Source organism: Streptomyces sp. B1I3, from assembly GCF_030816615.1.
GTDB lineage: Bacteria > Actinomycetota > Actinomycetes > Streptomycetales > Streptomycetaceae > Streptomyces.
The window spans coordinates 3022611-3044475 of record NZ_JAUSYD010000001.1; the positions used below are offsets into that span (position 1 = coordinate 3022611).

19 protein-coding genes and 1 pseudogene are annotated in these 21865 nt (G+C 71.3%); 11 read left to right on the plus strand and 9 right to left on the minus strand.

The window, feature by feature from the left end; translation table 11 throughout:
* The first annotated feature begins 36 nt into the window (after positions 1-36).
* From QFZ58_RS13670 to QFZ58_RS13685, 4 genes are all read left to right on the plus strand, one after another.
* Positions 37-1314 carry a mannosyltransferase family protein gene (locus QFZ58_RS13670; protein ID WP_307125201.1) on the plus strand — a complete coding sequence of 426 codons (1278 nt, stop codon included), beginning with the start codon at positions 37-39 and terminating at the stop codon, positions 1312-1314.
* A gap of 177 nt (positions 1315-1491) precedes the next feature.
* Positions 1492-2895 (plus strand): aspartate ammonia-lyase, encoded by a 1404-nt coding sequence (locus QFZ58_RS13675; protein ID WP_307125202.1) that lies wholly within the window; start codon positions 1492-1494, stop codon positions 2893-2895.
* Between the two features lie 73 nt (positions 2896-2968).
* Entirely contained in the window at positions 2969-3658 is a 690-nt protein-coding gene (locus tag QFZ58_RS13680; RefSeq protein WP_307125203.1) for a DUF402 domain-containing protein, read from the plus strand.
* A 388-nt stretch (positions 3659-4046) separates the two neighbouring features.
* Positions 4047-5981 (plus strand): SpoIIE family protein phosphatase, encoded by a 1935-nt coding sequence (locus QFZ58_RS13685; protein WP_307125204.1) that lies wholly within the window; start codon positions 4047-4049, stop codon positions 5979-5981.
* A gap of 58 nt (positions 5982-6039) precedes the next feature.
* On the opposite strand, the gene QFZ58_RS13690 is transcribed toward QFZ58_RS13685, so the two are convergent.
* On the minus strand, positions 6040-8247 hold the full coding sequence (locus QFZ58_RS13690) for a transglycosylase domain-containing protein (protein ID WP_307125205.1): 2208 nt from the start codon (positions 8245-8247) through the stop codon (positions 6040-6042).
* A 222-nt stretch (positions 8248-8469) separates the two neighbouring features.
* Here QFZ58_RS13690 and QFZ58_RS13695 point away from each other — a divergent pair, with 222 nt between their 5' ends.
* A complete protein-coding gene (locus QFZ58_RS13695; RefSeq protein ID WP_307125206.1) occupies positions 8470-9441 on the plus strand; it encodes an SPFH domain-containing protein in 972 nt (323 codons plus the stop codon).
* Entirely contained in the window at positions 9438-9704 is a 267-nt protein-coding gene (locus tag QFZ58_RS13700; protein WP_307125207.1) for a hypothetical protein, read from the plus strand. Before QFZ58_RS13695 ends, QFZ58_RS13700 begins: the two co-directional genes overlap by 4 nt.
* Before the next feature lie 120 nt (positions 9705-9824).
* Here QFZ58_RS13700 and QFZ58_RS13705 read toward each other — a convergent pair whose 3' ends face one another.
* Complete coding sequence (locus QFZ58_RS13705; RefSeq protein ID WP_307125208.1) at positions 9825-10784, minus strand: hydrogen peroxide-inducible genes activator; 960 nt, start codon at positions 10782-10784, stop codon at positions 9825-9827.
* Positions 10785-10917: 133 nt separating this feature from the next.
* Here QFZ58_RS13705 and QFZ58_RS13710 point away from each other — a divergent pair, with 133 nt between their 5' ends.
* Both QFZ58_RS13710 and QFZ58_RS13715 read left to right on the plus strand, forming a co-directional pair.
* Complete coding sequence (locus tag QFZ58_RS13710) at positions 10918-11472, plus strand: peroxiredoxin (RefSeq protein ID WP_307125209.1); 555 nt, start codon at positions 10918-10920, stop codon at positions 11470-11472.
* Between the two features lie 12 nt (positions 11473-11484).
* Positions 11485-12021 carry an alkyl hydroperoxide reductase gene (locus tag QFZ58_RS13715; RefSeq protein WP_307125210.1) on the plus strand — a complete coding sequence of 179 codons (537 nt, stop codon included), beginning with the start codon at positions 11485-11487 and terminating at the stop codon, positions 12019-12021.
* A 68-nt stretch (positions 12022-12089) separates the two neighbouring features.
* Here the strand turns inward: QFZ58_RS13715 and QFZ58_RS13720 are convergent, their stop codons facing one another.
* From QFZ58_RS13720 to QFZ58_RS13735, 4 genes are all read right to left on the minus strand, one after another.
* The gene (locus QFZ58_RS13720; RefSeq protein WP_307125211.1) at positions 12090-13487 is read right to left on the minus strand and encodes an AI-2E family transporter; all 1398 of its coding nucleotides are present in this window, start codon (positions 13485-13487) and stop codon (positions 12090-12092) included.
* Between the two features lie 124 nt (positions 13488-13611).
* Positions 13612-14319, minus strand: coding sequence for a lytic transglycosylase domain-containing protein (locus QFZ58_RS13725; RefSeq protein ID WP_307125212.1), 708 nt, complete (start codon positions 14317-14319; stop codon positions 13612-13614).
* A 389-nt stretch (positions 14320-14708) separates the two neighbouring features.
* Positions 14709-16031 (minus strand): PhoH family protein, encoded by a 1323-nt coding sequence (locus tag QFZ58_RS13730; RefSeq protein ID WP_307125213.1) that lies wholly within the window; start codon positions 16029-16031, stop codon positions 14709-14711.
* Between the two features lie 382 nt (positions 16032-16413).
* Positions 16414-17175, minus strand: coding sequence for an isoprenyl transferase (locus tag QFZ58_RS13735; protein WP_307128855.1), 762 nt, complete (start codon positions 17173-17175; stop codon positions 16414-16416).
* A 207-nt stretch (positions 17176-17382) separates the two neighbouring features.
* On the opposite strand from QFZ58_RS13735, the gene mgrA reads away from it, so the two are divergent.
* Positions 17383-18420, plus strand: a complete 1038-nt coding sequence (gene mgrA, locus QFZ58_RS13740) for an L-glyceraldehyde 3-phosphate reductase (protein ID WP_307125214.1) — start codon at positions 17383-17385, stop codon at positions 18418-18420.
* Positions 18421-18768: 348 nt separating this feature from the next.
* A pseudogene (locus QFZ58_RS13745) lies at positions 18769-19033 on the plus strand (DNA glycosylase AlkZ-like family protein); the annotation flags it as partial.
* A 13-nt stretch (positions 19034-19046) separates the two neighbouring features.
* On the opposite strand, the gene QFZ58_RS13750 reads toward QFZ58_RS13745, so the two are convergent.
* The 3 genes from QFZ58_RS13750 to QFZ58_RS13760 all read right to left on the minus strand — a co-directional run bounded on the left by QFZ58_RS13750 (position 19047) and on the right by QFZ58_RS13760 (position 21339).
* Positions 19047-19517 carry a hypothetical protein gene (locus QFZ58_RS13750; RefSeq protein WP_307125215.1) on the minus strand — a complete coding sequence of 157 codons (471 nt, stop codon included), beginning with the start codon at positions 19515-19517 and terminating at the stop codon, positions 19047-19049.
* A 117-nt stretch (positions 19518-19634) separates the two neighbouring features.
* Complete coding sequence (locus QFZ58_RS13755; protein WP_307125216.1) at positions 19635-20444, minus strand: class I SAM-dependent methyltransferase; 810 nt, start codon at positions 20442-20444, stop codon at positions 19635-19637.
* Between the two features lie 109 nt (positions 20445-20553).
* Complete coding sequence (locus QFZ58_RS13760) at positions 20554-21339, minus strand: A24 family peptidase (protein WP_307125217.1); 786 nt, start codon at positions 21337-21339, stop codon at positions 20554-20556.
* Between the two features lie 104 nt (positions 21340-21443).
* On the opposite strand from QFZ58_RS13760, the gene QFZ58_RS13765 reads away from it, so the two are divergent.
* The gene (locus QFZ58_RS13765) at positions 21444-21857 is read left to right on the plus strand and encodes a DUF192 domain-containing protein (RefSeq protein ID WP_307125218.1); all 414 of its coding nucleotides are present in this window, start codon (positions 21444-21446) and stop codon (positions 21855-21857) included.
* The last annotated feature ends 8 nt before the right edge of the window (positions 21858-21865 follow it).

A 21865-nucleotide genomic window follows, 5' to 3' on the forward strand; every position in this document is an offset into this window, starting at 1 on the left:
CGGTCCCGCACGCCTCCCCTTCCGAGAGAGCAACGTATGTCCGCCACGTCGTCCAGGCCGCGTGAGAGCGCGCCCGTGTCCGTACACCGTTCCGCGACGCGGGAACGGCTTCAGGCACCCCCGCCGGCAGAGGGCGAGGCCGGCCCCCGCCTCTCGCCTCGGGGCCTCCTCGGCTCCCTGCCCTTCCGCCTGGACACGGCCGACCGTCAGGTCCTGTGGCTGTACCTGCTGACGCGCGCGGCCGTCTGGACCACCGCCTACTCCGCCCGTCACCTGTTCCCGGCGGACCGCGGTGCCCATCAGGCCGGCTCGGTCGCGTCGTCCTTCGAGCAGTGGGACTGGGGGCATTACCTGCACATAGCCAGAGACGGCTACTTCCCCGGGCAGGCGGGCCCCTGGACGGCCGGGTGGGACCACCGTGAGGCGTTCTTCCCCGGCTTCCCCCTCGTCCTGCGGGCCGTCCACACCGTCGTCCCGCACTGGACCGCGGCCGGCCTGCTGATCTCCTTCGTCTCCGGCGCCGTCGCCGTCCTGGCGCTGGCCCGGATCGCGCGGCTGCACCTGCCCCGGAAGGAAGCGGGCCGACGTGCCGTCCTGATGCTCCTGTGCTCGCCCTGCGCGGTGTTCCTGGCCGCGGGTTACACCGAGTCCCTCTTCCTCGCGCTGGCCCTCCCCGCCTGGCTCGCCGCCCGCCGCCACCACTGGCCTCTCGCGGCCACGCTGACCGCACTGGCGACCACGGTCCGCGTGAGCGGCCTCTTCCTCGCCGCCGCCCTCGTCCTCCACTTCCTGCTGTCGGCACCCGCACACCGGCGCGCGCGCCACCTGCCGTGGCTGGCCCTGCCCGCCCTGCCCGCAGCCGCCTACACGTACTACCTGCACACGCGCACCGGCGACTGGATGGCCTGGAAGCACGCCCAGGAACAGGGCTGGTACCGCACCTTCCACGCCCCCTGGGAGGCATGGGGCAACACCTGGAACGCCGCCTTCGGCCACGCCCAGACCACCGGGTACGCCTTCATGTCCCAGGCCGAACTCGCCGCCATGGTGGTCGGGCTCCTCCTGTGCGGCCTGCTGGTCCGCCGGCGACGGCCGGCCGAGGCCCTGTACATCGCCCTCAGCCTGTGGGCCCTGGGCACCTCCTACTGGTACACGTCCGTCCCCCGTGCCACTCTCCTGTGGTGGCCGCTGTGGATCACGCTGGCCCTGTGGAGCCTGCGCAGACCGCGGTTCCTGGCCGCGTACCTGTGCGTGGCCGCGCCCCTGACGACCGTTTTCGCCCTCGCCTTCCTCTCGGGACGGTGGGCCGGCTGACCACCCGGCTGCGGCAGGGCCATCAGCCCGGACCAGGCCGGATCAGGCAGAGGCCGCGCACCCCGCGATCCGTGGCGCGCGGTCCGCATGCCCCGTGAGGCACCGGGGCTGGAGTACAAGGGAGCGGGAATACGACGGGCCAGGCCCGCGCTCGCTCCAGCAGGAGGTTTACCAACCATGGACGGATCGGCCGACAGCACCCGGTACCGCATCGAGCACGACTCGATGGGTGAGGTGGAAGTACCCGCGCACGCCAAGTGGCGGGCCCAGACGCAGAGAGCCGTGGAGAACTTCCCCATCTCCGGCCGGCGGCTGGAGCGCGCGCACATCGAGGCCCTCGGCCGGATCAAGGCCGCTGCCGCCAAGGTCAACGCCGAACTCGAGGTGCTCGACCCGGAGATCGCCGACGCGATCCAGGAGGCGGCGGCGGAGGTCGTGGCCGGGCGGTGGGACGAGCACTTCCCCATCGACGTGTTCCAGACGGGCTCCGGCACCTCGTCCAACATGAACACCAACGAGGTCGTCGCCACGCTCGCCACCGAGCGCCTGGGCCGTGAGGTCCACCCCAACGACCACGTCAACGCGTCCCAGTCGTCCAACGACGTCTTCCCGTCCTCCATCCACATCGCCGCGACCGCCGCCGTCACCGCCGATCTGATCCCGGCACTGGAACACCTGGCCGCCGTCCTGGAGCGGAAATCGGCCGAGTTCGCGGAGGTCGTGAAGTCCGGCCGTACCCACCTGATGGACGCCACACCCGTCACGCTGGGCCAGGAGTTCGGCGGCTACGCCGCGCAGGTCCGCTACGGCGTCGAGCGGTTGCACGCCTCGCTCCCCCGCCTCGCCGAACTGCCACTCGGTGGTACGGCGGTGGGTACCGGGATCAACACGCCGCCCGGGTTCTCCGCCGCCGTGATCGCCGAGGTCGCGCGTACGACCGGGCTGCCGCTCACCGAGGCCCGCAACCACTTCGAGGCGCAGGGCGCCCGGGACGGTCTCGTCGAGACGTCCGGGCAGCTGCGCACCGTCGCCGTCTCGCTCACGAAGATCTGCAACGACCTGCGCTGGATGGCCTCCGGTCCGCGCACCGGACTGGCCGAGATCAACCTGCCCGACCTCCAGCCCGGCTCGTCGATCATGCCCGGGAAGGTGAATCCGGTCATCCCGGAAGCCGTCCTGATGGTCGCGGCCCAGGTGACGGGTAACGACGCCACGGTGGCCGCGGCGGGAGCGGCCGGCAACTTCGAGCTCAACGTGATGCTTCCGGTCATCGCGAGGAATCTGCTGGAGTCGGTGCGGCTGCTCACCAACGCCGCGCGGCTGCTCGCCGACCGGACGGTCGAGGGCATCACCGCCAACGTGGAGCGGGCCCGGACGTACGCGGAGTCCTCGCCCTCGGTCGTGACCCCGCTGAACAAGTACATCGGCTACGAGGAGGCGGCGAAGGTCGCCAAGAAGTCGCTGGCCGAAGGCACCACGATCCGCGAGACGGTGCTGTCCGGCGGATACGTCGAGCGCGGCGACCTGACGGTGGAGCAGCTCGACGAGGCCCTGGACGTGTTGCGCATGACACGGCCGTGACCCCGTACCGCGGCGGGCGACGCCGGGCGCGCGAGCCCGGTCCCATCCGGACGAGAGGCCCTAAGATCTTTTCATGACAGCCACGGAAGCAGGGGCTACAGAAGCGGGTGGCGGCGCGCGCTGGGTGCCGGGGGACCAGATCCTCTGGCGCTACCGGGGCAACGGCGGTGACGACGCCGTGCACATCTGCCGGCCGGTCACCGTCGTGCAGGACACCGACGAACTGCTCGCCGTGTGGATGGCATCGGGCACCGAGTGCGTGAGGCCGGTGCTCGCCGACGGCACCCAGGTGCACGCCGAGCCGCTCGCCACCCGCTACACCCGGCCGCGCACCACGGTGCGTTCGCGCTGGTTCGGCTCGGGTGTGCTCAAGCTCGCCCGGCCGGGCGATCCCTGGTCGGTGTGGCTCTTCTGGGACCGAGGCTGGCTCTTCCGCAACTGGTACGTCAACCTCGAGGAGCCCCGCTCACGCTGGGCCGGAGGAGTGGACTCCCGGGACCACTTCCTCGACATCTCCGTGCATCCCGATCGCAGTTGGGAGTGGCTGGACGAGGACGAGTTCGCCCAGGCGCAGCGGGTCGGGCTGATGGACCGGGCCACCGCGCACCGGGTCCGGGCGGCCGGGCACGCCGCGCTCGAGGTGATCCGCGCCTGGGGCTCCCCGTTCGCCGACGGCTGGGAGCACTGGCGGCCCGATCCCCGGTGGGAGGTTCCGCGCCTGCCGGATGACTGGGACCGCCCCCCTGTCCACAGCCTGTCGTGAGACCCTTGGTGCATCCCAGGGGGCAAACGTAGGATCACCCCCCGTGTGCCGCTCCTCCGGACCGCTCACCGCAACCGGCGGGCGCCACAGGGGATCTGACCACAAGTCACCGTACACATCGCATGTGTCGCACGGCCCACGGAGCCGGGTGACCCGTGCGGGCGAACGAGCCACTACGAGGGGGTGGAGACGTGCGCGCTGCCTGCTGCCCCGTCGCCGGACAGACCGATATCGGCCCACCGCGGGGCCGTCCGGTTTCGGCCCCGCTCACCGGGGCATCCGGTGACAGGCGTTGTTCTCACCGCGCTCGCCGGGGCACAGTGGCGCGACCCCCCGAGGTGACTGTGACCGCCTCGTACAACCGGCCCGGACGGACGGAATCCCACGCGTGACGGAGCATCCCACCTCCCACGAAGGCCGGCAGCCCCTCGCCGCCAGGCCGCAGGAACGCGCCCGGCCGCGGCAGCAGGAGGACGCCCCCGGTGCCCCGGCCCCGGGCGCCGCTGCCACCGCTTCCATCCCCGGCCCCTCCGCGGCTCCGAATCCGGGTCCGCCCTCGGGCCCGGAGATCGCTGCTCCCGGTGCGGACCACCAGGCGACCGCCCGTCGCGAGGGTGACCGGCTGCGCTTCGTGGGTGCGGCGACCCGCCGGATCGCCCGGGGCATAGACCTGGACGAGATCGTGCTGGGCCTCTGCCGGGCCAGTGTGCCCACGTTCTCCGACGCCATACTCGTCTACCTCCGCGACCCGCTCCCGGTGGGTGACGAGCGTCCGGTCAGTCCCTTCGTGTTGCGGCTGCGCCGCACGGACAGGCTGCGGCTGGCCGAGGAGGACGCCGACGGCGGCCCGGAGGGCGAGCGGCTGAGGCTGCCCGTCATCGGCCCGCACACCGGGCCGATGCCCGCCGCCGACCTCTGCGAGGTGCTGGCGGGGGGCGCGCTGGCCGAGGTCCTGCGGGGCGTGCGGCCGGTGTTCGGGGATTCCGCGGCCGCCCGCGTCGCACTGCCCGAACTGCTGGGCGCGGGCCGGAGCGTGCCCACGGGCCACCGGGCGATCCTGGCACCGCTGCGCGGGCGGCGCCGGGTGATCGGCGCCGCCGTGTTCCTGCGGGGCACGGACCGGCCGCCCTTCGAGGCCAACGACCTGCTGGTCGCCGCCCAGCTGGCGACGCACACCGCGCTCGGCATCGACAAGGCGGTGCTGTACGGGCGTGAGGCGTACATCGCCGACGAGCTGCAGCGCACGATGCTGCCCGACTCGCTCCCCCAGCCCACCGGCGTGCGCCTGGCCTCGCGCTACCTCCCGGCCGCCGAGACGGCCCGGGTCGGCGGAGACTGGTACGACGCGATCCCGCTGCCCGGCAGCCGGGTAGCGCTGGTCGTCGGCGACGTGATGGGCCACTCGATGACGTCGGCGGCGATCATGGGCCAGCTGCGCACGACCGCGCAGACGCTGGCCGGTCTGGATCTGCCGCCGCAGGAGATCCTGCACCACCTGGACGAACAGGCGCAGCGGCTCGGCAGCGACCGCATGGCGACCTGCCTGTACGCGGTGTACGACCCCGTCGCCCACCGGATCACCATCGCCAACGCCGGCCATCCGCCGCCCGTGCTCCTCCACCTGGGCGGCCGGGCCGAGGTCCTGCGGGTGCCGCCCGGGGCGCCCATCGGCGTCGGCGGGGTCGACTTCGAGGCCGTCGAGCTGGACGCCCCGGCCGGGGCCACGCTGCTGCTGTACACGGACGGTCTGGTCGAGTCCCGGATACGCGACGTCTGGACCGGGATCGAGATGTTGCGCGAGCGCCTCGCGGCCACGGCCCAGCTGACCGGGCCGGACCACTCGCCGCCGCTGGAAGCGCTCTGCGACGACGTGCTCGACATGCTCGGCCCGGGCGACCGTGACGACGACATCGCGCTGCTGGCCGCCCGTTTCGACGGCATCGCCCCGAGCGATGTCGCCTACTGGTTCCTGGAGCCGGAGGACGCCGCCCCGGGCCGGGCCCGCAGGCTCGCCCGCCGGGCCCTCAGCCGGTGGGGGCTGGACGACCTCTCGGACGAGGTGGAGCTGCTCGTCAGCGAGGTGGTGACCAACGCCGTGCGGTACGCGGAGCGCCCGGTGACCCTGCGGCTGCTGCGCACGGACATGCTGCGCTGCGAGGTGGGCGACGACTCCCCGCAGCTGCCCAGGCAGCGCCGGGCCCGCGAGACGGACGAGGGCGGGCGCGGTCTGTTCCTGGTCAACCGGCTGGCGAAGCGATGGGGGGCGACCCGGCTCTCGACGGGCAAGGTGGTCTGGTTCGAGATGTCCACGTCCGTCTCGTAGGCCCGGAGGCGGACATGCGGGAGGGACGGTGCCGGACGGCACCGCCCCTCCCGCGCGCTCACTGCCCCAGCAGGCCGGTGTCGCTGCCCGGGCGCTCGCCCGGCGGCCGGTCCTCGTCGGGTCCCTCGGAACTGGGCGATTCGCTCGGTGTCCCGGAGGGCGACTCGCTGGGCGTCTCCTCGGCCGGCGGCGACTCCTCACCCGGGGTCTCACTCGGAGTCTGCGAGGGCGTCGTCTCCGGCTCCTTCGACGGGGTCGCCTCCGGTGACTCGGTCTCCGGAGGCGTGGTGGAAGGGCTCTCGGTCACCGTCGTCTCACCGCGTTCCACGCCCTCCAGGTCGAAGGTCGCGTCGGAGCCGCCGCCGAGTGCTCCCAGGGTGTAGTCCGCCCAGATCCTGGCCGGGAAGCCGCCTCCGTTGGCCCGGCCGGAGTTGGCCGTGCCGGTGAGGCTGACCTGCGTACCGCCCTTGGGGGACTCGCCGTACAGGGCGACGACCGTCGTGAGCTCGGGGGTATAGCCGGCGAACCACGCCGCCTTGTTCTCCTCCGCCGTTCCGGTCTTGCCGGCGGCGTCGTAGGCCGGGGTGTTCGCCTCGTGACCGGATCCCATGTCCACGACCTCGGTCAGCGCGTCGGTCACGGTGTCGGCGGAGGCCCGGCTGATCACCTGGCTGCCGGTACCGTCCACGGGCTCCATGACGCGGTCACGGTGCACCGCGGACTTGACGATGGTCGGGGTGACCTTCCTGCCGTGGTTGTCCAGCGTGGCGTACACCCCGGCCATGTCCCACGTCGAGGCGTTCATGGTGCCGAGGGTCAGCGAGGGCGTCTCGGGGAAGTTCCTGTCCGGTACGCCCATGGCCAGCGCGGTCTTCTTCACGGCGGAGGGGGTGACGTCCACGACCATCTGCGCGAAGACGGAGTTGATGGACTTGTCCATCGCCGTCCGGACGGTCGGGCTGTCGTAGCTGATGTCGTCCTCGTTCTGCGGGGCGTACGGGACGTCGCTGCCGACCACGGGGCGCCTGCTGGTGCCGTCGTAGACCGTGTCGAGGCCGATCAGGTCGCCGTCCTGGGTGGTCGAGCCGTTCTCCAGTGCCGAGGCGAGCACGAGCGGCTTGAAGGTGGAGGCGGGCTGGTAGTCCCGGCGGGTGGCGTTGGATATGTAGTGCTCGGTGGCGCCCACGCCGCCGTAGAGCGCGAGCACCTTGCCCGTCTTCGGGTCCACGGACGTGGCGCCCGCCTGGACGGTCGCGTCGACCTGGTTGCTCTTGCGGTCCAGCTGGTTCTCCAGCTCGCGGTCGACCGACTTCTCGAGCTGCTTCTGCTTCTTCTTGTCGATGTTGAGGGTGACCGTCCAGCCGCCGGCCTCGCGCATCTCCTCGGTGATGCCCTGGCGCGCCATCTCCTGGTTGGCCGCCTCGACGAGGTAACCGGTCTGGCCCTCCATGCCGGGGGCGGCCTTCGGGGGCTGCGGGACGGGGAACGTCAGCTTCGCGCGCTCCGCCTTGTCCAGCCATCCCTCGTCGACCATGTTGTCCAGCGTGTAGGCCCAGCGTTCCTTGACCAGCTTCTTGCCGGTCGGCGAGGCGACCGCCCAGTCGTACTGGCTGGGCGCCTGGAGCAGCGCCGCGAGGTAGGCGCCCCGGGAGACGTCGAGGTCCTTGGCGTCGACCCCGTAGTAGGCCTGCGCCGCCGCCTGGATGCCGCTCGCGCCGCGTCCGTAGTACACGGTGTTGAGGTAGCCGGCGAGGATGTCGTCCTTCTTCGTGCGCTGGTCGACCTTGAGCGAGATCACCAGCTCCTTGAGCTTGCGGGTGACCGTCTGGTCCTGCGTGAGGTAGTAGTTCTTCACGTACTGCTGCGTGATCGTGGAGCCGCCCTGCTTGCCCTTGCCGGTCAGCGTGTTGAGCAGTCCGCGCGTCGTGCCCTTGAGGTCGACGCCCTGGTCCCGGTAGAAGGACTTGTTCTCGGCGGCGACGAAGGCGTGCTGGACCTTCTTGGGTACGACGTCCAGGTCGACTATCTCCCGGTTGACCCCGGAACCGGTACGGGCGAGGAGCGTGCCGTCGCTGTACTCGTAGACGTTGCTCTGCTTCTCGGCCTGGGCGTTGGCCGCCGGCACGTCCACGTACAGGTAGAGCGCCCCGAAGGCGCCCACCACGAGCAGGCAGAGCCCGAAGAAGGTGCCCAGCATCCTCCGCCAGGTGAAGAGCCGGCGTATGCCGCCGCTCCTGGCAGCTCGTCGCGCATCCGCTCGACCCATCGCTGTGGTGCTCCTGTTCCTCTGCTCGAACCGCTTCGCTCGGACCTGCCAGCTAACACCGAAGGCGTGGACAAAAGGCAGGCGATCCGGTCTTTTCCGGACGTGACAATCAGCACCCACCCCTATGGAACCGACTCACCAGGGGTGCGCAAGGTTGTGAGAACAGATAATGTGTTATCACATTGCTAGCGCGGTGATGCACCGCACGAAACGGGGGACCCCATGTCCGCACCTCACGACCGACCCGGCACCACCGACCCCGGCGCCGACCTGACGCCGGACGCCCCCGAGATGCCCGCTCCGCAGGTCAGGGAGACGACGGCCCACTCCATCCCCGGCGGCCTCGGGCTGCTGCTGACCGTCCTCGGGGTGTTCCTGGGCGTAGGACTGGCCGTCGTGGGCGGCGTGATCGGCTCCAACGGCCACAACGGCATCGGCATCCCGGTCTTCGTCCTCGGCCTGCTGCTCTTCATCGCCTCGCTCTTCTGCATGAGCGGTGTGAAGATGGTCGCTCCCGGCGAGGCCCGGGTCATCCAGCTCTTCGGCAGGTACGTCGGCACCATTCGCGCGGACGGCCTGCGCTGGATCAACCCGCTGACCTCCAGCCGCAAGATCTCCACCCGGGTCCGCAACCACGAGACGGCCGTCCTGAAGGTCAACGACGCCTACGGGAACCCCATCGAGCTCGCCGCGATCGTCGTCTGGAAGGTCGAGGACACCGCGCAGGCGCTCTTCGAGGTCGACGACTTCCTGGAGTTCGTCGCCACCCAGACCGAGGCGGCCGTCCGGCACATCGCGATCGAGTACCCGTACGACGCCCACGAGGAGGGCGGCCTCTCGCTGCGCGGGAACGCGGAGGAGATCACCGAGAAGCTGGCGGTCGAGCTCACCGCACGGGTGCAGGCGGCCGGCGTCCTGATCATCGAGTCGCGTTTCAGCCACCTCGCGTACGCCCCCGAGATCGCCTCGGCGATGCTCCAGCGCCAGCAGGCCGGGGCGGTCGTCGCGGCCCGCCAGCAGATCGTCGAGGGCGCGGTCGGCATGGTCGAGATGGCGCTGACCCGGATCGCGGAGCAGGACATCGTCGAGCTCGACTCCGAGCGCAAGGCGGCGATGGTCAGCAACCTGATGGTGGTGCTGTGCGGGGACCGCGCCGCCCAGCCGGTCCTGAACACGGGCACGCTCTACCAGTGACGGACGACACCGCCCCTGCCACCGGCGGGCCCCGGCGCGGGCCGCAGCAGCGCAAGCAGATGCTGTTGCGGCTCGATCCCGCGGTGCACGACGCGCTGGCCCGGTGGGCCTCGGACGAGCTGCGCAGCGCGAACGCCCAGATCGAGTTCCTGCTGAGGCGGGCACTGGCGGAGGCGGGGCGGCTGCCGGGGGGCGCCGCGCCCATCCCGCGCCGCGGGCGCCCGCCGAAGGCGCCACCCCTAGAGCCCGGAACCGACGCATAGCCCTGGTCCGGGACTCCGGACCAGGGGCCGCCGAGTTCGATGGCGGTCCGTATACATGCGAGGTAGGTCTGCGCGCGGAGTGACAGGGGGCGCGGTCCGGGCCCTGAGCCCGGACCGCGCTCATCCGCCCTCCGCCACCCGCACCGGCAGCGACCCCATGGCGCCGCGCAGCGCGGCCGCGAACAGTTCGAACTCCTCGTGCCGTGCCGTTCCCGTGCGTACGGCCAGCGCCACCCGTCGCGAGGGGGCCGGATCCGTGAAGTACCCGGTGGACAGCGCGTCGTTGCGCCCGGTCTCCACCGTCACCGCCGTACGCGGCAGCAGGGTCACCCCGAGGCCGCCCGCGACCAGCTGCACCAGGGTGGACAGTCCCGCGGCGGTCGTCGTCACCGGCGCCCCCTGGGTGCGCCCCGCCTCCCGGCAGATGTCCAGCGCCTGGTCGCGCAGGCAGTGGCCCTCGTCGAGCAGCAGCAACGGCAGGTCCCGCAGTGTCTCGCGCGGGACGTCCTCGCGCCCGCCCAGCGGGTGCCCCTGCTCCATCACCAGGACGAAGTCTTCGTCGAACAGGGGAAGTTCGGTGACCCCCGGCACCCCGAGCGGCACGGCGAGCAGCAGCAGGTCCAGCCGGCCGGCCGCCAGCCCGTCCAGCAGTGAGGACGTCTGTTCCTCGTGGACCTGGAGGTCGAGCTCCGGATAGCGCTCGTGGACCAGCCTGAGCACGGTCGGCAGGAGGTAGGGCGCGACGGTCGGGATCACCCCGAGCCTGAGCACGCCGGTGAAGGGCGCGCGCACGGCCTCGGCCTCCTCCATGAACTCGCCGACGGCCTCCAGTACCGCATGGGCCCGCAGCGCCAGCCGCTCCCCCGCGGGTGAGAGCAGTACCTTGCGCGTCGTACGCTCGATGAGCTGGACACCCAGTGCCACCTCCAGCGCGGACACGGCTCCGGAGAGTGCCGGCTGACTCATCCCGATTGCTGCCGCCGCGTCCCGGAAGTGCAGATGGTCCGCCACGGCGGCGAAGGCGCGCAGCTGGGAGAGGCTGGGCTGCTTGGGCCTATTCGGCTGATTTACATACGTCACTGATAGGTACCTCCGATCACCACGCCCAAGTGTAGCTATTTCCGTGATCAATGCACTCTGTGCCAAGGTAGACGCAGTCCAACCCCCCAGGAAGCCCCCCAAAAAGGGACGTCCTATGCAGCAAGGAGTGCGCGTGCTCACTGTCGGTGACAAGTTCCCCGAGTTCGACCTGACCGCTTGTGTGTCGCTGGAGAGCGGCAAGGAGTTCGAGCAGATCAACCACAAGACCTACGAGGGTCAGTGGAAGGTCGTCTTCGCGTGGCCGAAGGACTTCACCTTCGTGTGCCCCACCGAGATCGCCGCCTTCGGCAAGCTGAACGACGAGTTCGCCGACCGTGACGCCCAGATCCTCGGCTTCTCCGGCGACTCCGAGTTCGTGCACCACGCCTGGCGCAAGGACCACCCGGACCTGACCGACCTGCCGTTCCCGATGATGGCCGACTCGAAGCACGAGCTCATGCGTGAGCTCGGCATCGAGGGCGAGGACGGCTTCGCCCAGCGCGCCGTCTTCGTCGTCGACCCGAACAACGAGATCCAGTTCACGATGGTGACCGCCGGTTCCGTGGGCCGTAACCCCAAGGAGGTCCTGCGGGTCCTCGACGCCCTGCAGACCGACGAGCTGTGCCCGTGCAACTGGACCAAGGGCGAGAACACCCTCGACCCGGTCGCGCTCCTCTCGGGCGAGTGAGCTGATACGGACATGGCTCTCGACGAACTGAAGTCCGCCGTACCGGACTTCGCCAAGGACCTGAAGCTGAACCTCGGTTCGGTCATCGGCAACAGCGAGCTCCCCCAGCAGCAGCTCTGGGGCACCGTCCTGGCCTGCGCGATCGCCTCGCGCTCGCCGCAGGTGCTGCGCGAGCTGGAGCCGGAGGCCAAGGCCAACCTCTCCGCCGAGGCGTACACCGCGGCGAAGTCGGCGGCCGCCATCATGGCGATGAACAACGTCTTCTACCGCACCCGGCACCTGCTGTCGGACCCCGAGTACGGGAACCTCCGTGCGGGTCTGCGGATGAACGTCATCGGCAAGCCGGGCGTGGAGAAGGTCGACTTCGAGCTGTGGTCGCTCGCCGTCTCCGCGATCAACGGCTGCGGCCAGTGCCTGGACTCCCACGAGCAGGTGCTGCGCAAGGCCGGCGTCGACCGTGAGACCATTCAGGAAGCCGTCAAGATCGCTTCGGTGATCCAGGCGGTCGGCGTGACCCTCGAGGCCGAGGCCGTCATCGCCGAGCAGTAACCCCTGCACGAGAAGGGCCCCGTGGACGACCGACCGTCCCCGGGGCCCTTCTTACGTCCGCTCCCGCCTCACTTCGCGGGCGGCTCGTCCCGTGGGCCGGGATCCTCCGCGGTGTCCTCCGGCTCGTCGGCCGGCCCGGGGGCGGGCCGGTCGGCAGGCGGAGCCGTCGGCGCCACCGAGATCGCCGTGGCGCCGTGCGGGCCGGGGCCGTGGCGCAGGGCCGGCTCCTGGCTGTAGGACCGCAGATAGCCCACCACCGTGTTGGTCACGGCGACCAGGGGCACCGCGACGACCGCACCGCCGATGCCCGCGATCATCCCGCCCGCGGCGACCGAGAGGACGACGGCCAGCGGGTGGACGCGTACGGCCCGGCCGAGGATGAACGGCTGCAGGATGTGGCCCTCGATCTGCTGCACCGCCAGCACCACGATCAGCACCATCAGGGCGGTGAACACGCCCTGGGTGACGAGCGCGACGACCACGGCGAGCGCCCCGGAGACCACGGCGCCGACCAGGGGCACGAAGGCGAAGAGGAAGATGAAGACGGCGAGCGGCACCGCCATCGGCACGTCGAGGAAGTAGATGCCGAGCCCGATGAAGATCGCGTCGATCAGGGCGACGATCACCGTGCCCCGCACGTAGGCGGTCAGCGTCCGCCAGGCACGCGGCCCGGCGCCCGCCACTCCCGGGCGGGCCTGCGAGGGCACGAGCTTGAGCACCCACTGCCAGATGCGCTTGCCGTCGTACAGGAGGAAGAGCGTCGAGAACATCGCCAGCAGAAGACCCGTGAGGAACTCCACCATCACGGTGACGCCCTGGAGGCCGGCGGAGGTGATCTCCTCCGTATTGGTTCCGATGGTGTCGCTGAGGTTCTTGGCGATGTCGTTGATCTGCGACTCGGTGACGTGGAAGGGGCTGTCCAGCAGCCAGCGCTTCAGCTCGTCGATGCCGTCGCGGACCCGGTCGGAGAGCGTGTCCAGGTTGTCCATCACCTGCCACACGACGAACCAGCCGACGAGGCCGATGACGACGAACCCGAGCACCGCTGTGAACGACGTGGCGAGGCCCCGCGGCAGCCCCAGCCGCATCAGCCGCACGACGGTCGGCTGGAGCATCGCCGTGACGAGCAGTGCGGCGACGAAGGCCAGGACGACCAGCTGCACGGCGCTGATGACCCGCATCAGCACCCAGAGCGTGCCCGCGAGGACGAGCAGCCGCCAGCCCGCCTCGGCCGCGACGCGCATCCCCCAGGGGATGGCGGCGACCGGATCGGGCCTGGCCGCGACGGCGGGCGCGTACGCGGGCGGGCGCGGCACCTGTTCGGCTGCGACCGTGGCCAGCGTGGAGGAGGAGACGTGATCCTCCTCCGCACGGCGGTCGTCCTCGGCGCGCCGCTCTTCCAGGCGCGCCCCGATCTCGGTGAGTTCGGCACCCAGCCGACCGAGCCACCCCGGAAGTCTTGACATGCTGTTCCCTTTCCCCCGCCTGCTCCCCCCACGCCCCCGGAGCTGTCCGGATCGACCGTACACGCGAAGCCCCGCACCGTAGGACGGTGCGGGGCTTCGGGGAGGCTGAGAGCCGGCGGGGCTCCTAGTACCAGTGGTTGGCCTGCCAGAAGGACCAGGCGCCGCACGGGCTGCCGTAGCGGCCGTCCATGTAGCTGAGGCCCCACTTGATCTGGGTGGCCGGGTTGGTCTGCCAGTCGGCGCCGGCGGACGACATCTTGGAGCCGGGCAGCGCCTGCACGAGGCCGTACGCGCCGGAGGAGGCGTTGGACGCCTGGTAGTTCCAGCTCGACTCGTGGTTCACGATGTTGCTGAAGCACTGGAACTGGTCGCCGGGGATCATCTGGCGGGCCATCGCCTGGACATCCGACACGCTGTAGGAGCCCTGTGCCGAGAACGCCGAGGCGTCGCGGATGGCGGACCGGCTCGCGCGCTCGGCGTCCGCCTTCTCCTGGGCCTCGCGCTCGGCCTGGAGCTTCTCCTCGGCCGCCTTCTTCTTGGACTTGGCGTCCTTGGCGGCCTGGATGCGGGCCGTCTCCTCGGCCGACCTCTTCGCCTCCGCGTCTGCCGCGGACGCCTGGGCGTCCGCCTGCTGCGTGAGCGAGGCTGTCTGTACCTGGGCCTGCTGGCCCGCGGGGATGTCTGCGAGCAGCGTGGTGTCGGCTGCGGCCGCCTCGAAGTTGTTGTCGTCGACAGCGGGAGTGCTGCCCGACGCAACGCCTACGACGGCGCCTACGGTGGTGACCGCGGTGGCAGATGCCACGGCGAACCCCCGGACCGAAATCCGGCTCACACGGTGTCCTTCCAGCATCGCCCGCTTAGGTGACCTCGCGGGCGCAATCGTGCCCCTGACACTGGCCTCCCTACTGCTTGGGTCACGGGAGGCACGGGCCCGGTGGGCAACTCCCTTGCGGAAGTGCCGCGTGGTACTCGCGGGCGGCATACGGGCGGCGGTTGTTGAGTTGTGTGGTGCGTGGCACCTCTGGAGGTGCCCAAGTGCCGTATGCGGGGCCTGACGGAAGCAAGACTCTGCCGGACGGACACGGCTTGTTGCAATTCTGTGTTGCGTGTTAAAGCTCACACCCCGTTTGGAGCACCTCTTTTTCGGAAATGACGGCGCAACACGATGCCGCCCGGCTAAGCTCCTTGGCTCGCCGGGCGGCATCAATGGGACCTTTCCTGTCAGATGTGGCCTTCCTCCAGCATTTCGGTCACGAGTGCGGCGATCGGCGAACGCTCGGAGCGCGTCAGCGTGACGTGGGCGAAGAGCGGATGGCCCTTCAGCTTCTCGACCACCGCCACGACTCCGTCGTACCGGCCGACGCGGAGGTTGTCCCGCTGGGCCACGTCGTGGGTGAGCACCACGCGCGAGTTCGACCCGATCCGGGACAACACGGTCAGCAGGACGTTGCGTTCCAGCGACTGCGCCTCGTCCACGATCACGAAGGCGTCGTGCAGGGAGCGTCCCCTGATGTGGGTGAGCGGCAGGATCTCCAGCATCCCGCGCCCCAGCACCTCTTCGATGACCTCGCGTCCGGCGACCGCCGAGAGCGTGTCGAAGACGGCCTGCGCCCAGGGGCTCATCTTCTCGGCCTCGCTGCCGGGAAGGTATCCGAGCTCCTGTCCGCCGACCGCGTACAGCGGCCGGAAGACCATCACCTTCTGGTGCTGCCTGCGTTCGAGCACGGCCTCCAGGCCCGCGCAGAGGGCGAGGGCCGACTTGCCGGTGCCCGCCCGGCCTCCCATGGACACGATGCCGACGTCCGGATCGAGGAGCAGGTCCAGGGCGATGCGCTGCTCGGCGCTGCGGCCGTGGATCCCGAAGGCCTCCCGGTCACCGCGCACGAGACGGACGTTGCCCTCGGCCGTGACCCTGCCCAGCGCCTTGCCGCGCTCGGACTGGAGGACCAGCCCGGTGTGGACGGGGTACTCGGCGGCCTCGGGGACGTACAGCGTCTCCTCGCCGAACAGCAGGTCGACCTGTTCCGCGGCGAGGGTCAGCTCGGCCATCCCGGTCCAGCCGGAGTCGGTGATGGCGAGCTCGGCGCGGTACTCCTCGGCGAGCAGGCCGACCGAGGACGCCTTGATCCTCAGCGGCAGGTCCTTGGAGACGACCGTGACGTCGTACCCCTCGGCCTGCAGGTTGCGCGCGACCGCGAGGATCCGTGAGTCGTTGTCCCCCAACCGGTAGCCGGCGGGCAGGACGCCGGGGTCTGAATGGTTGAGCTCGACGCGGAGCGTCCCGCCCAGATCCCCGAGCGGGATCGGGGCGTCCAGCCGGCCGTACCTGACACGGAAGTCGTCCAGCAGGCGCAGTGCCTGCCGGGCGAAGTATCCGAGCTCGGGATGGTGCCGTTTGGCCTCCAGCTCCGTGACCACGACGATCGGGAGCACCACTTCGTGCTCGTCGAACCGGGCCATGGCGTTGGGGTCGGCCAGCAGGACGCTGGTGTCGAGAACGTATGTGCGCCTGTCGGGCATGCGGCGCTTGCTGCTGGTCACCACGGAAGGACGTACCCCCTCGGACGAGGTCGGGGAGTGCGACGGGCGTCGCGGAGCTTCCCGAAGGGAGAGGACGGACCGGGTTCGGGCCCCGTGCGCGGGCCGAACACCGGCCCTCCGCGTCGGCCGCACGGTGTGCGGGCCTTCGTGTGCAAAGGGCCTCCCGGGCGAGCGGGCTGGGTGCCGCTCACTTGGCTGCGACGTCCGCCTGGTTGGTGACCGGACGTCGACCTGACAGGGATATGCCCTTTCACACGCGAAGCCATGCCGCTGCCTGCGACAAGGTGTGTACGCGTCCTGGTGAACGGACCGTGGCCGCCGGGTGGCCGGCCGGCCCCGGCGGCCGGCCGGGAGCGGCCCGCGGGACCGTGGGAGAAGGGGGAACTCAGGCGCCGTAACGGCGGTGGCGGGCCGCGTAGTCGCGCAGGGCGCGCAGGAAGTCGACCTTGCGGAAGGCCGGCCAGAAGACCTCGCAGAAGTAGTACTCCGAATGGGCGCTCTGCCAGAGCATGAAGCCCGACAGCCGCTGCTCCCCGCTGGTGCGGATCACCAGGTCCGGGTCGGGCTGTCCGCGGGTGTAGAGGTGCTCGGAGATCAGGTCCGTGGAGACGACCTCGGCGAGCTCCTCGAAGGTGGTGCCCTTGGAGGAGTGCTCCAGCAGCAGGGATCGCACCGCGTCCGCGATCTCCTGGCGTCCGCCGTAGCCGACGGCGACGTTGACGATTATCCCCTCGATGCCGGCCGTGGCTTCCTCGGCCTCCTTGAGCACCGTCTGGGTCCGCGAGGGCAGCAGGTCGAGCGTGCCTACGTGGTGGACCCTCCACCGCCCGTCGGCCGCCAGGTTGCGCACGGTGTTCTCGATGATGCCGAGCAGCGGAATGAGCTCCGCCTCAGGCCGGTCGAAGTTGTCCGTGGAGAGCAGCCAGAGCGTGACGACCTCCACGTCGGTCTCGCTGCACCAGCCGAGGAGCTCGGAGATCTTGTCGGCCCCGGCCTGGTGCCCCTGCACGGCGGAACCGCCGGAGGCCTTCGCCCACCGCCGGTTGCCGTCGAGGATGACTCCGATGTGCTTGGGCACCTGGGCGTGGTCCAGGCGGCCTTCCACCCGGCGTGCGTAGAGCCCGTACACCAGGTCGCGCAAGTTCACTGAGTTCACCCTCTCGGTTCCGTACGGGCCCGAGGCCCGTCCTCCCCGTCGCCGGGGGTCGGGGGTCGTCCCCCGGGGGAGCGCCGCGCGGTCCGCACACCGCGCTCGCGCGCCGCGGATCGGCAAGTCCCGAAGCCGCCACATTACTGCGGGCGGGGCGCAGGGGCCCAACCCGGTCTGTCACAAGTCCGTGATAAGGAGTGAAACGTGACTGATTCCCTCTCCTACCGCGCCGACGCGTCGCGCTACGACTCCATGGAGTACCGGCGCACCGGCCGCAGCGGCCTCAAGCTCCCCGCCGTCTCGCTCGGCCTGTGGCACAACTTCGGCGACGACCGCAGTCTGGGCTCCCAGCGGGCGATCCTGCGCCGCGCCTTCGATCTCGGCGTGACCCACTTCGACCTGGCGAACAACTACGGCCCGCCGCCCGGCTCCGCCGAGCTCAATTTCGGCAAGCTCTTCCGGCAGGACTTCGCCCCGTACCGTGACGAGCTCGTCATCTCCACCAAGGCCGGTTACGAGATGCACCCCGGCCCGTACGGTGAGTGGGGGTCCCGCAAGTACCTGCTGTCCTCGCTCGACGCCTCGCTGCGGCGGATGGGCCTCGACCACGTCGACATCTTCTACTCCCACCGCTTCGACCCGCACACCCCGCTCGAGGAGACCATGGGGGCGCTCGCCTCCGCCGTCCGCCGGGGCAAGGCCCTGTACGCGGGCGTGTCCTCGTACAACGCCGAGCAGACCGCCGAGGCGGCCCGGATCCTGCGCGGGATGGGCGTTCCCGCCCTGATCCACCAGCCGTCCTATTCGATGGTCAACCGCTGGGTGGAGGCCGACGGGCTCCTCGACACCCTGGAGGCGGCCGGCATGGGCTGCATCTCCTTCGCACCGCTCGCCCAGGGCCTCCTCACGGGCAAGTACCTCACGGGCATCCCGGAGGGCTCGCGCGCGAGCCAGGGCAAGTCCCTCGACCCGGGCCTGCTGTCCGACGAGATGGTGCGCCGCCTGCGGGGGCTGAACGACATCGCACAGGGCCGCGGCCAGTCGCTCGCCCAGCTGGCCCTCAAGTGGGTGCTGCGCGACAGCCGCATGACGTCGGCCCTCATCGGCGCGTCGAGCGTGAAGCAGCTGGAGGAGAACGTGGCGGCGCTCGGCGCTCCGGAGCTGACCGCGGACGAACTGAAGGAGATCGACACCTTCGCCGTGGACACCGCGCGCACCAACATCTGGGCGAACCGGGGCTGAGACCCCTCGCCCGGCACGGAGCCGGCACCGTGTCCGCACACGCTCCGCACACCCGTCGTCGACGGTGCCGGGCGGGGGCACAAAAAAACGGGCCGGTCCGTGGGGGGGGATACGGACCGGCCCGAGGGGGGGTTTCCACCATAACCCTTCGTAAGTGATGGTGGGTGCCACGCCACTCCACAATCACTCTCCGGATTCGCCGGAATGCGCTGCGGGCACGGATCCCGGCTCTTCCGGGGCCCGGCCGGCCGGCCGTACAGGACCGTTTCTGTCCTGTCGCCGCTCTGCGTTCGGCCCATGACGACGCGCACCCGCACCGTGAGCGTGACCTGGGCCGAGGTGAACGCGCGGCTCTTCCCCGGCGCCGCGTACGAGCGCGCCCTGGCGGGCGGGCAGGCGGGCGACGACCCGGTGCTGGCGGTGGCCGGCACGGTCGCCGGGGTCTGGCGCCGACGGCCGGCGGGGAAGCGGATCGCGGTGACGGTCGAGCCGCTGACCGACCTGCGCACCGGACGGCTCGGGGAGCTGGAGGAGCAGGTGGCACGCATGCGAGGTGCCGGCGGGTGCGGCGCGGCTGACGGTGGGAAAGGTGACGGTGGGAGCGCACGCGTAGGCCTTCGGGCGCGTCAGCGGCGGACGAACCGGATGTCCACCGTGTCCCCGCCGCTGACCACGAAGTCGCCGTTCTCGCACCGGATCACGGCTTCGCGCACCTCGCCGTGCCCGTCGCGGGTCTCATGGGTCCCGACGACCGTCCACGCCCCGCCGTAGGGCGGCGGCGGAAGCCGGCTCAGCTCCTCCAGCTGCCACTGGCCCGCGGGGACGCACCAGTCGGGGAGAGCGGGCCAGGCTCCGGAGGTGATGCGCAGTGACCGGTCGGAAGCACAGGTCAGGAGGACCGACTGGCCGTCCGCGAGCACGAATTCCACGGCTTCCGGCTCGCCCGTGCAGCCTTCCGGCCGGTAGAACAGGCCCTGGACGGCGGTGATGCGCGCGCCGGTGAGCCAGTCGGCGTTGCCGTGGCGCGGACGGCCGGGCTGCCGCTCCTCCCGGCCCCGGCTCATCTCGTCGCCGGACGTTTCCCTTCCCACCGTCATGACCTGCTCCTTCGTTGTGCGCTCAACCACAAGGGTCGCACTACCCGTGAGTAGGACGGTGGGGCAGGTGGTGCAGTTGCGTCCGCAAGAGGTGAATGCCCCTCAGGCGTACTCCGGTCAACCGTCCTTCGGCTTGCGCGCCTCGATCAGGAAGCGGGTGGAGTGCGCGACGAACGGCCCCTCGGTCTCGATCAGGCGGTGCAAGGAGCGGAGTCGGGGCAGGTACGCCGCGACGGTGAACCCCGGGACCATCCAGATGACCTTGCGGAGGAAGTGGACGACGGCCCCGATGTCGTGGAATTCGATGCGCAGCCGCTCCGCCCGCAGGTCGACGACGTCCAGACCGGCCGCCTCGGCGCCGGTCCGGGCGCGCTGGGGATCGCGGGCCGTGCGCGCCTCGGGCGGCTGCGGGCCGAGGAAGTACTCGACGAGCTCGAACACGCTGGCGGGGCCGACCTGCTGGGAGAAGTAGGTGCCACCGGGCGTCAGCACCCGGGCGATCTCCTCCCACCAGGTCGTCACCGGGTGCCTGCTGACCACCAGGTCGAAGGCGTGGTCGCCGAAGGGCAGCGGCGGCTCGTCCGCGTCCGCGACGACGACGGCGCCGCGCGGGTGCAGCAGGGCCGTGGCGCGCGCGATGTTCGGGGGCCAGGACTCGGTGGCCGCCGTCAGCGGTGGCAGCACGGCCGCCGAGGCGAGGACCTCACCGCCGCCCGTCTGGATGTCGAGCGCGGCCCGGGCACGGGTCATGCGGTCCGCCATGGCACGGGCGTACCCCCAGGACGGCCGCTGCTCGGTGGCCCGCCCGTCGAACCACGAGAAGTCCCAGCCGTCCACGGACACGGCGGCGGCCTCGGCGACCAGGCCTTCGAAGCGTGCGTCGGAGTCGGCGGCGGAGGCGGGCCCGGCGGGGGACGGTTCGCTCATTCCGGAATCGTGTCAGCCCGCACAGGCGCGCGCGACCCTATATCCCGGGTGGGCCGGTGCGCCGCACAGGCGCATCCACGGGCCCGCACACCTGGCCGCACGGTGAGGATCATGCGGCGAGTCCACCGAACAGGAGGCCGAGCAGCGCTCCCGCGATCATGAACGGGCCGAACGGGATGCCGGTCCTGCGCCCGGCCCGCCGCAGCACCATGAGGCCGACGCCGTACAGGGCACCGAGCAGGAACCCGGCGAACCCGCCCGCGCACAGCACCGTCCAGCCGTACCAGCCGAGCGCCACGCCCAGTCCGAGGGCGAGCTTCACATCACCGAAGCCCATGCCGTTCGGGTTGATCAGGAAGAGCAGGAGGTAGAAGCCGCCGAGCGCGGCTCCGCCGGACAGGGCCGAGGTCCAGGATCCGGCGTGGCCGGGCAGCAGGGCCGCGCCTCCCAGCAGCAGGGCGGCGGCCCCGGCCAGTGGAAGCGTCAGCCGGTCCGGCAGCCGGTGGACCCGGCGGTCGACGACGGCGAGGAGCACGGCGACGGGCGTCAGCAGCAGCCAGACGGCCAGTTCGGGCCGGGCTCCGGTGGCGGCGGCCAGGACGGTGCAGGCGAGCACGGTGGCGGCGGGGGCGAGCGCCGCGGGCGCGTAGCGTGCGGCCGGTACGCCCACTTCGGGAGCGATGCTCCCGGACGCCGAGGGGACGGCCACGGCGCAGGCCTGGCACCGGGCCGCGCCGAGCCAGCCACTGCCGGGCCCGGTGAGCGTGTGCCCGGCCGGACAGGCGTCCCGCCAGGGCTCCTCGGGCTCGACGGAGAAGCGGTACGCGGCACGCGGCAGCAGCAGTCCGGTGGCGGCGCCCCAGAGCGCGGCGACCGCAGTCAGTGTGGCGTCCACGGTCCCGACCCTAATCCGGTCGCGCGGCGGGGTCTTGGGCCCACGGGCCCACCGCGCACGGTTCCGGACCCATGGTGCGGCTCCGGCGGCTACGGTCGGTGCCCATGGGGACATGGCGCAACGGCAGCGGCATATTGACGGTCGGCACGGGAGCGGGGACCCAGGAGGTGCCGCTGCGGATCGCGGCCTCGTACGGGGCGCGGGCGCGGGGACTGCTCGGCACGGACGGGGTCGACGGGGCGTTGCTGATCACACCGTGCGGGAGCGTGCACACGTTCCGCATGCGGTTCGCCATCGACGTGGCCTACCTGGACCGGGAGTTCGGCGTCCTGGCCGTCCGGACCATGAAGCCGGGCCGCCTCGGCCTTCCCCGGCTGCGCGCCCGCCACGTGGTGGAGGCGGAAGCGGGGGCGATGGCGGAGTGGGGGCTGCGGCCGGGTGCCCGGGTGCGCGTCTCGGCGACCGGCGGCGACGGGCCGGACGGCCCCTCGGTGGACGGCGGGCCGGGGCGCGGCTGAGCGCGGGC

Coding starts and splice junctions, on each gene's coding strand:
- QFZ58_RS13670 (WP_307125201.1), top strand. CDS start 37: ATGTCCGCCACGTCGTCCAGGCCGCGTGAGAGCGCGCCCGTGTCCGTA.
- QFZ58_RS13675 (WP_307125202.1), top strand. CDS start 1,492: ATGGACGGATCGGCCGACAGCACCCGGTACCGCATCGAGCACGACTCG.
- QFZ58_RS13680 (WP_307125203.1), top strand. CDS start 2,969: ATGACAGCCACGGAAGCAGGGGCTACAGAAGCGGGTGGCGGCGCGCGC.
- QFZ58_RS13690 (WP_307125205.1), bottom strand. CDS start 8,247: ATGGGTCGAGCGGATGCGCGACGAGCTGCCAGGAGCGGCGGCATACGC.
- QFZ58_RS13695 (WP_307125206.1), top strand. CDS start 8,470: ATGTCCGCACCTCACGACCGACCCGGCACCACCGACCCCGGCGCCGAC.
- QFZ58_RS13715 (WP_307125210.1), top strand. CDS start 11,485: ATGGCTCTCGACGAACTGAAGTCCGCCGTACCGGACTTCGCCAAGGAC.
- QFZ58_RS13720 (WP_307125211.1), bottom strand. CDS start 13,487: ATGTCAAGACTTCCGGGGTGGCTCGGTCGGCTGGGTGCCGAACTCACC.
- QFZ58_RS13750 (WP_307125215.1), bottom strand. CDS start 19,517: ATGACGGTGGGAAGGGAAACGTCCGGCGACGAGATGAGCCGGGGCCGG.
- QFZ58_RS13755 (WP_307125216.1), bottom strand. CDS start 20,444: ATGAGCGAACCGTCCCCCGCCGGGCCCGCCTCCGCCGCCGACTCCGAC.
- QFZ58_RS13765 (WP_307125218.1), top strand. CDS start 21,444: ATGGGGACATGGCGCAACGGCAGCGGCATATTGACGGTCGGCACGGGA.